At 36.2% G+C, this 14,241-nt stretch carries 11 protein-coding genes; 4 read left to right on the top strand and 7 right to left on the bottom strand.

The features are described 5' to 3' along the window. Positions 1-590: 590 nt before the first annotated feature. Positions 591-1,370: a UDP-2,3-diacylglucosamine diphosphatase gene (locus MXE38_RS10885; protein WP_246914759.1), complete on the bottom strand. Its 780-nt coding sequence runs from the start codon at positions 1,368-1,370 to the stop codon at positions 591-593. A gap of 133 nt (positions 1,371-1,503) precedes the next feature. After that, complete coding sequence (locus MXE38_RS10880) at positions 1,504-2,004, bottom strand: peptidylprolyl isomerase (RefSeq protein ID WP_246914753.1); 501 nt, start codon at positions 2,002-2,004, stop codon at positions 1,504-1,506. Positions 2,005-2,098: 94 nt separating this feature from the next. Between MXE38_RS10880 and cysS the strand changes: the two genes are divergently transcribed. Together cysS and pyrE are read left to right on the top strand one after the other, a co-directional pair. Next, positions 2,099-3,472 carry a cysteine--tRNA ligase gene (cysS, locus tag MXE38_RS10875; RefSeq protein WP_246914748.1) on the top strand — a complete coding sequence of 458 codons (1,374 nt, stop codon included), beginning with the start codon at positions 2,099-2,101 and terminating at the stop codon, positions 3,470-3,472. Positions 3,473-3,552: 80 nt separating this feature from the next. Next, entirely contained in the window at positions 3,553-4,194 is a 642-nt protein-coding gene (gene pyrE, locus MXE38_RS10870) for an orotate phosphoribosyltransferase (protein WP_246914742.1), read from the top strand. A gap of 52 nt (positions 4,195-4,246) precedes the next feature. Here pyrE and MXE38_RS10865 read toward each other — a convergent pair whose 3' ends face one another. The 5 genes from MXE38_RS10865 to MXE38_RS10845 all read right to left on the bottom strand — a co-directional run bounded on the left by MXE38_RS10865 (position 4,247) and on the right by MXE38_RS10845 (position 12,206). Next, entirely contained in the window at positions 4,247-5,008 is a 762-nt protein-coding gene (locus MXE38_RS10865) for an epoxyqueuosine reductase QueH (protein ID WP_246914736.1), read from the bottom strand. Between the two features lie 380 nt (positions 5,009-5,388). Continuing rightward, a complete protein-coding gene (locus tag MXE38_RS10860) occupies positions 5,389-7,398 on the bottom strand; it encodes an ABC transporter transmembrane domain-containing protein (RefSeq protein ID WP_246914730.1) in 2,010 nt (669 codons plus the stop codon). A gap of 96 nt (positions 7,399-7,494) precedes the next feature. After that, on the bottom strand, positions 7,495-9,813 hold the full coding sequence (locus MXE38_RS10855) for a phosphoethanolamine transferase (protein WP_246914719.1): 2,319 nt from the start codon (positions 9,811-9,813) through the stop codon (positions 7,495-7,497). Positions 9,814-10,036: 223 nt separating this feature from the next. Then, positions 10,037-11,059, bottom strand: a complete 1,023-nt coding sequence (locus MXE38_RS10850) for a D-alanine--D-alanine ligase (protein ID WP_246914715.1) — start codon at positions 11,057-11,059, stop codon at positions 10,037-10,039. A gap of 223 nt (positions 11,060-11,282) precedes the next feature. Continuing rightward, positions 11,283-12,206: a polysaccharide pyruvyl transferase family protein gene (locus MXE38_RS10845; RefSeq protein WP_246914707.1), complete on the bottom strand. Its 924-nt coding sequence runs from the start codon at positions 12,204-12,206 to the stop codon at positions 11,283-11,285. 272 nt (positions 12,207-12,478) lie between these two features. On the opposite strand from MXE38_RS10845, the gene MXE38_RS10840 reads away from it, so the two are divergent. Together MXE38_RS10840 and MXE38_RS10835 are read left to right on the top strand one after the other, a co-directional pair. Beyond that, the gene (locus MXE38_RS10840) at positions 12,479-13,423 is read left to right on the top strand and encodes a YicC/YloC family endoribonuclease (protein WP_246914704.1); all 945 of its coding nucleotides are present in this window, start codon (positions 12,479-12,481) and stop codon (positions 13,421-13,423) included. 12 nt (positions 13,424-13,435) lie between these two features. Continuing rightward, on the top strand, positions 13,436-14,241 hold an 806-nt coding region (locus MXE38_RS10835; protein WP_246914701.1), incomplete at its 3' end, for a hypothetical protein.

Raw genomic sequence — 14,241 nt, 5'->3', positions numbered from 1 at the left:
GAAGTGCTTTTAGATCTGGAAATAAAAATGAAGGAGCTTGCTGATAGATGGAGGATATCTATCTTGGAATTTAATGGAGAGCAGGATCATGTTTATTTGCTTGTTGACATGAATCCTTCGATACTGCCAAGTAAATTTATCAAAAACCTCAAAACACATAAGAAAACACTAATCTGCTTATTTAAGTCAATTTTATTTGGGAACAAATTCTATGTGGTCAAGAGCTTACTGCCTAATTTCAGTTGGAGGTGCTCCTCTATCTGTTTTGAGAGAATATATAGAAAATCAAGATCGACCGCTATAATGTTATCAAGATGTAGGCTTACATCTCCACCTAAACTCTTCGAGTTATAGGTGGATAATTACGCCTATTTGTTAAAGCAAAAATAGCTCAATAAATACCTATTTTGTTAAAGCAATTTTTGTCAATATAAATAAGGATCTTTTGTTAAATCCTTTATTTATATGATTTTCTTACAGCGAAAAACAACAATATTTCACAAGCAGTAAGTTAACATACTTTACTAAAGTTTTATAGGTATTAAAACAAAATTCTCAAAACAATAGCAACCTATAAGATCATTATACTATTAGCTTAACAAACTTAGATCCTGTTGCTTGAGCTTAGATAAAGCTAGCTCTTTAAAGACTATGTGTCCATCATCAGTAATTGCCCAATAGCTAAACTGATTGCCCCATGCACCTAAAACATACCTTGAGGTAACAAAATCTCCCTCATGAGAAAAAAAGCTAAACTCATGTATATGACCATGAACCACCACCAAAGAGTTATAGCAGCTGTTCTTATCGCAAAGGTCTTTAGCAATATTATCAATGCTTTTAGGTACTACACCATAAATTTGTGGGTCTCTTCTGTGATAGTGAGCATCCTTACTTTGCTCTCTAATACGTGAAGCAATTTTTCTTCTTACAAACAAAGGCAACATTCTAAATAAAAGTTGTAAAAACTTATTATTTACTAAGCGGTAATACTTCTGGTAACCAAGATCATTAGTACAAAAAAGATCCCCATGGGAAAGTAGTATAGGTTTACCAGATTTCTCTATTAGACAAATATCATCACATAAAGTTAAACCTAAACTTTTAGCCTCCGACTCAGTCATTAAGAAGTCTCTGTTACCTTTAATAAAATAGCTACTAATGCCTCGCTCTTTGGCTTGAGACAATACCTTAGCTACTAATTTTTGAGCTTGATTGCTTTGATCTAAGCCAACAAAAAAGTTAAATAAATCCCCAATAATGTAAAGTTCATCGCCATCTTTTAACTTGTTAATAAAACCTGTAAAGCCTTCTAGCAAGTCAGGAGTGCTGTTACTAAGATGAAGATCAGCAATTACAAATACAGCCATTAACAACCTCTTATAATAAAGAGCAGTGATTGGGAGATATTTAACAAAATAAAGGGCAGTAATTAACCAATTGACTGCCCTATTATTAATTTTTAATAAGGAACATAACCCTAAATTATGCCCTTAATAATTTTTAGATAGAGTCAACCTCTTCAACTGACTCAATTACAATTGGCTCTACAGGCACGTCACGGTGAGGGTAGAAAGAGTGGTTGTCTGTCTCAACAGACGCAATCTTTAAAACAACATCTTCGCCCTTAACTACTTTGCCAAATACACAATAACCATATTCAAAATCGTTCTTATAATTTAAGAAGCTGTTATCAACAGTGTTGATGAAGAACTGGCAAGTTGCAGAATTAATATCACTAGTACGAGCCATTGCAATGGTGAACTTATCATTAGATAAACCATTGTTTGCCTCGTTCTTAATTGGAGCATTAGTCTCTTTAGTTTGCATGTCAGGAGTTAAACCACCACCCTGAATCATAAAACCAGGAATTACACGGTGGAAAATTGTACCTACGTAGTGACCGCTCTTTACATAAGATAAAAAGTTCTCACAAGTAATAGGAGCCTTTTCGGTGTTTAACTCAATAACAATTTCACCAAGATTTGTCTTAATAATTACCATTTCTAATCCTTGCTTGTTAAAATTAGAGAACAACGTTATTTTAAATGATTTTTAACAGTAAATTTAGCACAATGAATAGCTTTGTGAGATAAAAATGCTACAGATTTACAATACCCTTAACCGACAAAAAGAGGAATTCGTTCCTATAACCCCTGGCTCAATTGGCATGTACGTGTGCGGTGTAACTGTATATGACTTATGCCATATCGGCCATGCACGCACTTTTGTAAGCTTTGACATGATTGTTCGTTATTTACGCTATCGTGGCTTCAAAGTTAAATTTGTTAGAAATATCACTGATATCGATGACAAAATTATTAAACGTGCTAATGAAAAGGGTATTGATGCTAAGGAATTAGCTGAGCATTTCATCAATGAAATGTATCAGGACTTTGACAAGCTTAATATCGCTCGTCCAGACGTTGAGCCTCGTGCTACTGAAAACATTCCTGAAATTATCGCATTAGTACAAAAGCTTATTGATAAGGGTTTTGCCTACGTAGCTGACAATGGTGACGTTATGTTCGCCATTGATAAATTTAAGGACTATGGCCGTCTATCTAGACAAAAACTCGAAGAGCTTGAGGCTGGTGCACGTGTTGAGGTGCAAAGATCAAAGCGTAATCCTTTTGACTTTGTGCTTTGGAAAATGGCAAAACCAGGTGAGCCAGAGTGGGACTCTCCTTGGGGTAAGGGCCGTCCAGGCTGGCATATCGAATGCTCTGCTATGAACTCAAAAATTTTGGGCGACAACTTTGATATTCACGGTGGTGGCTCTGATTTAATTTTCCCTCACCACGAAAATGAAATTGCACAAAGCTGCTGTGCCCATGATAGCAAGTACGTTAACTACTGGATGCACTCTGGCATGGTCATGATCAATGACGAAAAAATGTCTAAATCCTTAGGTAACTTCTTTACTATTAGAGATGTTCTTAAAGAGTACGATGCTGAGACCATTCGTTTCTTCCTCTTATCAGCACAGTACCGTAGCGCACTTAACTACTCTCAAGAAAATTTGGATAACGCCAAATCATCACTATCACGTCTCTACACCGCTTTACGTGATGTAAAAGTAGGCGCTGCTAAGGGTGGCGAGGAGTATGTAGAGCGCTTTAAGAGCTTTATGGATGATGACTTCAACACTCCAGGAGCCATTTCTGTTCTCTTTGAGCTTGCCAAAGCAGTAAATACTACAAAAGAAGATGAGGCCAGTGGCTTAGCAGGCAGATTAGTTGAGCTAGCATCAGTTTTAGGTCTTTTATACCAAGATCCTGTTAAATACTTACAAGGCCAAACTGATGGCGTAGACGATGATGTAGCAGTTATTGAGTCACTAATTGAAGAGCGCAAACAGGCTAGAGCTCGCAAGGACTTTGCTGCTGCCGATGAGGCTCGCAATAAGTTAACCGCTATGGGCGTTGTTTTAGAAGATGGCCCTAATGGCACTACTTGGCGTAGAGCATAATCAATTGTTTTAACTTATAAGCTCTAAGTTCCTTTTTTTCTTAGAGCTTTTATTCATTGGTATATTTGTGGAGCAGCAAAATGCAAGAATACCAGCGTAGATTTATTGAATTAGCTTTAGCACGTGGCGTGCTTAAGTTTGGAAGCTTTACCTTAAAGTCAGGCCGTCAAAGCCCTTATTTCTTCAATGCTGGAGGCTTTTGTACAGGTGAAGATCTTTACACTTTAGGCTCTTGCTATGCCCATGCCTTAGTTGATAGCAAGATCAGCTTTGATGTACTTTTCGGACCTGCATATAAAGGCATTCCTTTAGCTTGTGCTACTGCAATGGCTTTAAGTGCTGAGCATAAGATTAATACTCCATGGTGCTTCAACCGCAAAGAAGCCAAGGATCACGGAGAAGGCGGCAATTTAGTTGGTGCTCCACTTAAAGGCGACATCATGTTAATTGATGACGTTATTACTGCTGGCACTGCTATTAGAGAGTCTGATGCCATTATTAAAGCTAATGGCGCAAACTTTAAGGCTGCTTTAATTGCTTTAAATCGTAAAGAAAAGGGACAAGGACAAGAAAGTGCTATTGATGAAGCTAAACGCACTTTAGGCATTGAGATTGTTTCAATTGTTTCTTTTGATGATTTGGTTACCTATATCAAGGATGATCCACAATTAAATGCTCACCTTGATGACATGCTTGCCTATCGTGAGCAGTATGGCGCTTAAATAATAAGCCCTACAAAAAATTGGGGATGCTTTAAATTTGCATCCCCTTTTTTTAACAGCGACAGCGCAAGTCTTCTTTTAAATCAAATTTAATATCTTGGTCATTTTCCTTACAAGAGGCTAAGGTCTCATCACTTAGATTGTGCACTTGCTCTTTAGCAACAGGAAAAGAGATAGACTTAATGCTGTTAGGTTCATTCTTTTGGTAAGCATCATTATCTCGTGAAAAGATGCAACCGCAATAGAGCTGATTGTAGAAGTTAAACTCTTTAACTAATTGATAACGTCTTGTTACCAAACCTTCCTTACGCCAATCCTCACTCCAGTAAGGTACTCCACTTGCCTCTTGAGCAATAAAGCCAGCAGCATCTACCTGCTTTTTGTTTTTCCATCGAGAGGTGGCTAAAGTAGTAGTGAAATGAGTGAAGCCATGCTCTTTAGCATACATGGCTGTAGCCAACATACGATCGCCAAAACAAACAGAACAACGAGCTCCTCGCTCTGGCTCTCTTTCTAGACCTTTTACTTTAGCAAACCAAGGTTTAGGGTCATACTCTGGAATGATGTAGTCAAAACCTAATAATTTAGCCAGCTCAATTAGCTCATCTCTACGCTTTTCATACTCAGCTCTAGGATGAATATTAGGATTATAGAAAAATAGTGTAGGGCTAATATTATGGTATTTAAAACACTCCAATACAGCACCACAACAAGGAGCACAACAAACCTGCATTAAAAGCTTATTCATTCCCTTAGGAATTTTAAGCTCTTTTTTAGGAGTATTACCAAAATCATCTGGCAAAGTTAAAGACATAATCTTTTAATTTCCTTTAGAAAAATTTCACTACACCCTACCAAAGTCTTAATAAAAAACAAGCAAAAGCCAAGCACATGATCTTTTTTTATCAGAGCATAAATTTTTCCCACTGTACAGAGAGTAAACTTGTTCAATTTTACTTTTATCATGCTTGCCACACCCCAAAACAATTGAACTTTAAGAGTTCATAGTTTGTTCAAAAGACAACGGCCAAAGAATGTCTATAGTCTAAAAGCAGCCAAGCTCTATTGTTAATTGGTATTTTCTGGGCTCTTACTCTGTACGTACGGAAGAAATTTTTTGAATGCCGTAAGGGATAGAGCTATCAGCAAATAATAAACTGATAACTAACTATCCCCTATCATGCTTATACTTGCTTAAGCCTTATTTTCCCCACCATCGGCTTTGCTCTCTTGGGTATCAGCATCGCTAGTTTGATCCTCGTTGATGCTACTTTGCTCTTCTTTAACTTTGAACTGGGAGTTATACAAGGCAGCATAAGCACCGCTCTTAGCTAATAAACTATCGTGAGTTCCTTGCTCAACTATATAGCCATCATTTACAACTAAAATGACATCAGCATCACGAATAGTAGATAAGCGGTGAGCAATTACTAAAGTGGTACGTCCTTTCATTAATTCATCAAGGGCCTTTTGTACTACTTTTTCTGACTTATTGTCTAAAGCAGAGGTTGCCTCATCTAAAATTACTAAAGGAGCATTTCTAATAATGGCTCGAGCAATAGCCAAACGTTGCTTTTGACCACCAGATAAACTTACGCCTCTTTCTCCAATTTGAGTATCTAAACCATCTTTTAAAGAGGCTACAAACTCATCTAAATAGGCACTTTTAAGAGCTAGGTTAATCTCTTCTTCAGTAGCATCTGATTTGCCAAACAAAATATTTTGTCTAATGGTTCCAGCAAATAAGAAGTTATCTTGGAAAACAAAAGCTACTTGGCTTCTTAATGACTCTAGCGAGTAGTCTTTAATATCAACACCGTCAATAGCAATAGTACCTGACTTAACTTCATAAAGACGTGTGATTAAAGAACAAACTGTACTTTTACCGCCGCCTGAGTTACCTACTAGCGCTACTTTCTGTCCAACTTTTACCTTAAAGTTGATATCTTTTAAGACATCTACCTGACCAGTATAAGAAAAAGCTACATGAGAAAACTCAATGCCTTCTTTAATGCCATCTAGCTTTTTAGTGCCCTCGTTCTTGCCATTTTCAAATGACTCGTACTCAAGCAAATCATTAATACGGTCTAAAGCTAATAAGGCACTTTGTACTTGAATGTAATTATTACCAATGCTCTTAAGAGGAGTATAGAGCATGATTAAAGCAGCTAAAAAGGACACAAACTCGCCAGAGGTTATTTGTCCCTTAATAATCATGTCTACACCTAAATATAAAACAGCACCTACACCTAAAGAGCTGACAAAGTGCATAACAGGTGATAGCCAATTAGTATCTCTAACTAGCTTTACCCCCATCTTAAACAAGAAATCAGCTTGCTCATAAAAACGAGCATACATGTATTGCTTTAAATTAAAGCTCTTGATTACTTTAGAGCCCAGAGTAGTCTCGTTATATAAGGTAATCATGCTTGTTGAGGCTGATACCGACTTGTTAACAATGCCTTTTACTCTTTTGCGCACAATACGCATAGGTAAAATTAAGAAACAAACGACACCAATGGCAACAATGGTTAATTGCCAAGAGTTATAAAGTAAAACACCCACTAACGATAATGATGAGAAAAACTTAGTTAAAAAGAGCTTCATATTAGATATTAAGCCACTAGAAGCACTTTCAGCATCATTAAAGAAACGCAAAATTACAGAGCCTGAATTGTTAGCATCGTAAAAGCGGCTATCAAAAGATAAGAGCTTGTCATAAAGCTTTGCTCTTATTAATAAATTAATAGCACCACCAACATAGCTGTTTACTAAAGAAGAGGCATAAATGAAGATACCTTGTACTATAGTAAAGCCAATAATAATGATAGGCACATAATAAGCAGCTTCAACCTGCTGGTTTACCATTACATTGTCTGTAAAAGGCTTTAAGAATAAAGCAATAACAGCATCTAAAGCACCTACAGGAATAGTAAGCAATACTCCCAATAGAGCTAACAACCAATAAGGTTTTAAAAAAGGCCAAAACAGCTTATAGCCACGCCAAAATGAAGTAGAGCGTTGAGCTGATAAATCACTTAATATCATAGGATGATATTGTGGCTTGGCAGCTTCTACTGCTACCTCTTGCTCATGCTTTAAATCATCACTAATTGCCTCTTTTGGCTCCTGATGGTCATTATTTCTTAAATCCAAATTGTCAGCCACCTGCTGCTTGTCTTTTGGGTCAATCTTATCGCTCATATTTACCTCGAGAGACAATGCGCTGTTAATAAAATCATTTAAAAAGGCCCTTTATCTTAAGGGCCTTTAGACAATACACACTAAAACGCAATCAAATTAAAAGTCAGAATTAAATGCATTGTCATAGTTAACAACTAGTTTTACAAAGTTTGGTAAGCTCTTTAAGGTCTCTACAGACTTTTTCTCTTGAACACTAAGCTCTGTTGAGAATACATATAGAGCATCATTGTTGTTTACCTTAGCACTTTCTATCCAAGGATTTAGTTTAACTTGATTGTTAACAAACATATCGTAGTCAACACAAATCTTATTGTAAGTTTGAATATCAAGACTATCTAACATGTTTAAATCAGTTTGTAGTACTAAATTATTAAAGCCCAAATTCTTAAGCACTACATACTGACCTTTATCCTGAACTAAAAAAATAAGCCTATCATCACTTAAAAATGGCTTAATGAGATCCGAATTTATATCCTTATCTAAAGAGACTAATACCTTTGCTTTAGGATTGGAAAGTTGTTTTAGATACTCATCCAAAGTAACAAAGTCGTCATTAAACTTAGCTAGTGCTTTGATATAAAGCTTATCATCATTTTCTATAGTATTAACATGCAGACCTTTATATCCTTTAGCTAAAAGGCTATTAGCCTTAAACAAGGCATTGGCACTTCTAATGAACGCCCGCTCTGCTATAGGATCAAGAGCTGTAATATTAGCAATATACTCAGGATCTAAAGATACCTGCTTATCAGCTAATAACTTAATACCATCCTCAGCTCCCATATCAAATTTAGGATTAGCTGCCGATAGCTGGTAGTTAATGGCATCACTTTGCACCTGCATTAAGTCGAGCATAAAATCGTAAAGAGTATCATTAGTTACGATTTTGTTTTTATTGTCATTTAAAGCCAAGAAAGTATCTTGGTACTTGCTCTTAAAACTATCAGAGACACTAACAATAAAAGGAATGCGACTCATAGCATAGGAAAATTGAGCTACATTATGGCGACCTACAGGAGCGCTTTTTTCTTTCCCCTCCATAACGCCTACATAATGTACTGCCTCAGCATGGTCAGAGTAGTACACCATAGCTTGGAAATCAGGGCGCTTGGCAAAAATATTGTAAAGCTCATGCATGAACTCATCATTATATTTCACCGCAGTTAAGTAATTATCGTAACGAGTAGCGCCATCAAAAGTAGTACTAAAGAGCTCTGCATCTAAAACCAATCTACCTACTTGAGAGGACTCATTAATCATGATCTGCGGATAGTCGCTAGGAACACGATTATAGTAAGGAGAGTGGTTACCCATAATATGAACAATCACAAAATTGTTCTGTGAGCTATCTAATTCCTGACTTAGTTTTTCTAAATGAGGAATTAAAACCATATCAGGCTTTTGTGAATATGAGCCATCAAAGACATAGTTTGTAGTAAAGAAAGAATTATCAGCTAAGCTTGAGATAGCTCCAATTGGAGTATCTGCATTGCCATTTTTTACTTGATTGGAAATCCAATGAGTCTTAATACCACTCTTTTTAGCCATAGAGATCAAGTTTTCACCTTGAGGGAAGGTTAAACCAGTATGAATATTTCCCTGGGAAAAAGATGCAGTAACTGATGGCACAGTATTAACAAATGACGAATAAGCATTGTTAAACAAAATAGTATTATCTTGCTTAGCTAACGAAGAAAGGAACGGGGTATTATCTATAGAGTGATTATAAACCCCCATATTATCACGACATAATGACTCGCCTATTACCAGCACATAAAGCTCGCCCTTACCCTCTTTTTTAGCATTAGACACAGAGCCACTTTCGATTTTAGCGGTAAGCTCATGAAATGCAGCAATCTTGTTCTCTAAGTCAGAAACCATTAAACGATAGTACTTTACTGGTCTTAACTGAGTAACAATTACTACCGAAGCGACCATAAATAATACTGATACTACTAGTGCTGACTTTTTAAAACGCAAAGACTGAGCTTTAGCACATTGAGCCAAAGAGCCTAAGGTAATTACAGAAAGAATTACTAATAAGGTTCCATATGCAAGAGTGCTGGTATTAAAAATATAATGCTCAGCAAAATCATATAGCTCCTCAACATTAGATTGAGCGATTGCTACTACATCATCGCCTGTAAAGAAGGAATCAATGCTTTGATAGTAACTATAAGAAATTGCAGTTACGCTCTGAAAAATAGTTAATACTACTGTCCAGCCAATAGCACTCTTTTTATGTTTAGCCTTTAATAACAGATAAATTGCCCACCAAGACAACATAGACACTAAAAAAGGTCTTACAAAATCAGTAGGCAATTGTCTACCTGTTATTTTTAACGAAAAATAACCAATGATAAAGGCATTAATTAGTACCAAAGAAATAGGTACTATTTTTTTGATAAAAGACATTTAAAAACAAACCATCAGTAAAAAGATATTGCTTTTGACAACAGACAATTATGACTGTTTACTACATTATTTTTGTGGATATTGCATAACTAGCGCTAGCAGTAGATAGCCTAAGTATCAGCTTCAAAATAAGATCTTACACAAGAAACATAAGATTTTATAAATAAAAAAGCGCATCAACCCTAATTTAGCTGTGCGCTTTTTAAATTAAACAATACTGAAATTACTTATTTGCCTGCTCAGCAATAGCCGAATAGACGCAATCAGAGAGGAAGTCAGACATCTTGAGGCCCTTATGCTCTACAAGCTTAGGAAACATTGAAATTGGGGTCATGCCTGGGAAAGTATTAATCTCATTGATATAAATTTTTCCATCAGTAGCCAAGAAGAAATCAATTCTAGACAAGTGTCTTAAATTTAATCCCTTAAAAGCACGGGTAGCCATACTGGCCATAACCTCACGCTGTAGCGGTGATAAGTCCTCGACCTCAACACTAGTGGTTGAAGAACTATCAGAACTATACTTTTCATCAAAGGTATAGAACTTATCTTTAGGGATCACAATTTCACCAGGCTCAGTTACATAAAGCTGACCTTGATACTCATAAGCGGCAATTTCCAGCTCACGATGCTCAATAGTTTGCTCAATTAAAACTAAATCACTTAGAGTAAGAGCCTCTAATAAGCATTTATCAAGCTCACTTTCATCAGTTACATGGTAACAGCCAATAGAAGAGCCCTGGCTAGCAGCCTTTACATAAACATCTTTACCAAAACGATTAAAGGCATCATGGGCTTTCTTTAAAGAGGACTCTGAACTATCGCCAATAAAGGTAGAAGGGGTGTTATCGATATTAAGAGCATCAAAATAGAACTTAGTTGTAACCTTATTAAAGCAATTTAAACTTGCCTCTCCCTTACAACCAATATAAGGAACGCAGTGGAGCTCTAAAAGTGACTGAATGTCTCCAGTTTCACCAGGAAAGCCATGTAAGCAAGGTACAGCACAATCAATTACATAAGTTTCTTGAGTGCCATCACTGCTTTGGACTACAAAGTTGTTCTTAATGGAAAAATAACCTACTTTATTATCTTCTAATAAGAACTGGTTGTTATGTAAAACACAACTTAGAACATTAAAATCGCTATTTTTACGTAGCTGTTCTTCAACATACTTTGAAGAAATTAAGGAGATATCGTGCTCTGAGCTATCTCCACCTGCGATTAATAAAATATTCTTAGCCATGATCAAACCAACATTTTTTAAAATAAGTTGCAAATAACAATATTAATGCGCCATATCCTTAAAGTTTCTTCTCTATGATAAAACCTTACATAAATTAAAGTTACACAGATTTAAGAGCTCTAGTCTCTAACAAGAAATCTTAATACGCATAAATTCGCTCTATTTTACCAAAAGTTAGCCCTAATGCCCCTGTATGTAGCTAACACAAAATTAGAGCATTAAGCTACTCTATCTGCCTAAACTCCCCTTTGAGCTTGTCTGGGAAAGGAAAAGCCTTTAAAAGCCTTTGTTGCACCAAAGCAAGATCAAAAGTTGCTTTAGGAACATCAAAACTACTCAACAGCTCAACTAACTTATGAGGTTCGTCTTGTAAAGAAACTCTTAATGGTTGCTGAGGTTCTAAGCCGACACCTAAAAAGTAATCATTAAACTTAAATTCATTATGGTTCTGCAGCGGATAATCCTCTATTTGCAACCACTGAGCAGGAATACCATAAGCTTGAGCAACAATGATTCCGTGCAGCGAAACACTAAAGACCTTATCGCACGAGCACACTTCATCAATAAAGCTTTCTATAGCTTCGTATCCTTGGCGCTCAATATTAATAATCCTAATGCCATTTTGCTCTAAGGCCTGTTTTACCTCATCTGCCACAGATTGACTGTGATGCAATATTAGCCCTACTTTTGAAGTGGTATTCGCAGACTTGCTCTGATAAATAAGAGGCAATAGTACAGCTGGATCGCCATAAGCTAAGTTCTCAGGATCAACAAACATCTTACTATTTAAGTATTGAGCTAAAGACTGACCTTCAATCTTTTTTCTGCTTAAAGGGCCTCTTAATGCATAGATTTTTGTTTTGCAACCAATCATATTAAAGAGCTGAGAAAAGTATCTGGTTAAAGGAAAAGCTTTTAACTTTACTCTTATTCTTTCCGATAAGAATCCAGATCCCCAGATATAGCTATCAGTATAAAGACTCTTATGAGTAATAATTGAGCCTATTGCTAACAGTTTGTTTTTTTCGTCCATAGCAACCAGTAAAGGATGCTCCCCTGTTAAATGGTAAAGAAGATACTCAGAGAGCTCATCACCAAAGTTAAAACACCATGTCCAATAATAGACTCTGATATTATCCTTACTCATAATAAATCCTCATGATATAAGCTCTCTAATGGACTTATACATATGTACCTGAATATATAGAGAAACAACTACAACGCTAGCAGTATCGTTAAACGATGGAAGGAAACATTTGCTAACTTTCAATAAATTTTTACTGCATAGCAATGAAAGAAATATGGCTAATTTAAGCCTTAAGTTAATAGTTTAAAATATAATTTTATAAACTATTAGCAAAACAATATAATCTATTGTTTATGCACCAAAATAATAAGTTAAGAGCAAAGGATCTTTTTATGACGGCTATTAAGAGTATGACTGGTTATGCAAGTATGCAAACTTGCGACCCAAGCAATAACGATGTAATTTCCATTGCTATTAAAGCAGTTAACAGCCGCTATCTTGAGTCTTTATGCTCTTGCAATTACGAGTTAGGCTCTTTAGAGCAGGAAATTAATCGCATCCTTAAAAACAAGATTAAGCGTGGCAAGATTAATATCAGTATTAGCTATCAGCTCCAAGACTCAAATGCTTTAGAACTCAACACTCAAGTGCTCAATAGTGTGTTAGATCATCTAAGCATGATTCAAAAAGAGATCAAGCTACGCAATGAAGCTAACCATACTGACTACCAATTTGATGCTTTAAGAATCTTAACCTTTCCTGGCGTTGCTATTAATCACGCTCATAATGCCGATAGTTCTAGCCAAGCCATAATCTGCTCAACCATTTCACCAGAGCAGGAACAAATTATTCTTAATTTGTTTAATCAAGTTTTAGAAAAGTTTGATCAGCAAAGAATTAAAGAAGGCGAGTCCTTACAAGCTATTCTTGAGCAAAAAATTAACAAGGTTGAAGAACTATTATCTTTTATTGGAGCTAAGCAACCTTACTTGGTATCCATGGAACGTGAGCGCTTAATGCAAAAAATTAAAGGGCTTAAGATCGATATTGATCCTAGCCGCTTTGAAAGCGAGGTAGCTCTATTGTCTCAAAAAAGTGACATCACAGAAGAGTATGACCGCCTTAAATGTCACACTAAGGCTGTTTTAGAGCTTATTCAACCAAACGATCAACCTTATGAAGCCACTGGCAAGAAACTAGACTTTCTAATGCAAGAACTAATGCGTGAGACCAACACCTTAGCATCTAAGGCCAGTACTCTTGATTTAGTTGATATTGCTGTAGAACTTAAAGTGTTAATAGACCAAATGCGCGAGCAAATTCAAAATATTGAGTAAGGTGCTTCTTAAATGAAAATTGTAGCAAAGCGTATTGTTTTTCATGCTCACTCTAGCTTAGGTGATACTACTGTATACATTCCGTCTCTATTTATCCTAAGACAAATGTATCCAGATGCCGAGATTGTTTGTACTGCCAATGATGTAGCTTATGAGCTTTATCAAAGACTAGGTTTTATTAATAAAGTTATCCGTATTTTTAAAGATGATCTGACCTGGGATCAAACAGCTGAACTTTTTATTAAAGAAATTAATGGCTATCAAGATGAACAGGGCAACCATCCTTGTGCAGATGCTGTAATTCTGGCAGAAAGATCTTCATTTTTTATTAAAGCAGCATTACGCTCTAACTGTCCTAATATTGTAACTTTTAGCTACTTTAAAGCTCTTTTTACGCCTAGACTACACTTTACTCCTTATTTTCAGCGCTGGAAGACCCAAGAAGTACTTCATTATCAGTTTTTAGCAAAACAGCTTAATCCTAAACTCTATAAGCAGGCATTAGACCAAGCTGATCTGAATCAAGCACGACTAAGCCCTTCTAAAGAGGCACAAGAGGCAATAAACCAAGAGCTTTTGGATCTTGGCTATCAAGGGCAAAAACTGACTATATTTAACCCTTTAAGCGCCAACTGCCTAAAAAGAGGCTTTAGTTTTGATATCCCAACATTAGTTAACTTGGTAAATGAGCTGGCAGCGGAATTTCCTCAGATATTTTTTGTGGTCTCAAGCAATAATGCAGATGCTATTAAAGCAGAAGAGCTACATAGCGATAATTTAAAGCTCTTAGTGAATAAAGGCGGCTTGGATAAGCTAAT

The organism is Anaerobiospirillum sp. NML120448, assembly GCF_023050945.1.
GTDB lineage: Bacteria > Pseudomonadota > Gammaproteobacteria > Enterobacterales > Succinivibrionaceae > Anaerobiospirillum.
The sequence above is the reverse complement of the archived record's forward strand: the minus strand, read 5'-3'. Positions and strand labels throughout refer to the sequence as shown.

Coding starts and splice junctions, on each gene's coding strand:
- MXE38_RS10885 (WP_246914759.1), bottom strand. CDS start 1,370: ATGGCTGTATTTGTAATTGCTGATCTTCATCTTAGTAACAGCACTCCT.
- MXE38_RS10880 (WP_246914753.1), bottom strand. CDS start 2,004: ATGGTAATTATTAAGACAAATCTTGGTGAAATTGTTATTGAGTTAAAC.
- cysS (WP_246914748.1), top strand. CDS start 2,099: ATGCTACAGATTTACAATACCCTTAACCGACAAAAAGAGGAATTCGTT.
- pyrE (WP_246914742.1), top strand. CDS start 3,553: ATGCAAGAATACCAGCGTAGATTTATTGAATTAGCTTTAGCACGTGGC.
- MXE38_RS10865 (WP_246914736.1), bottom strand. CDS start 5,008: ATGTCTTTAACTTTGCCAGATGATTTTGGTAATACTCCTAAAAAAGAG.
- MXE38_RS10860 (WP_246914730.1), bottom strand. CDS start 7,398: ATGAGCGATAAGATTGACCCAAAAGACAAGCAGCAGGTGGCTGACAAT.
- MXE38_RS10855 (WP_246914719.1), bottom strand. CDS start 9,813: ATGTCTTTTATCAAAAAAATAGTACCTATTTCTTTGGTACTAATTAAT.
- MXE38_RS10850 (WP_246914715.1), bottom strand. CDS start 11,059: ATGGCTAAGAATATTTTATTAATCGCAGGTGGAGATAGCTCAGAGCAC.
- MXE38_RS10845 (WP_246914707.1), bottom strand. CDS start 12,206: ATGAGTAAGGATAATATCAGAGTCTATTATTGGACATGGTGTTTTAAC.
- MXE38_RS10840 (WP_246914704.1), top strand. CDS start 12,479: ATGACGGCTATTAAGAGTATGACTGGTTATGCAAGTATGCAAACTTGC.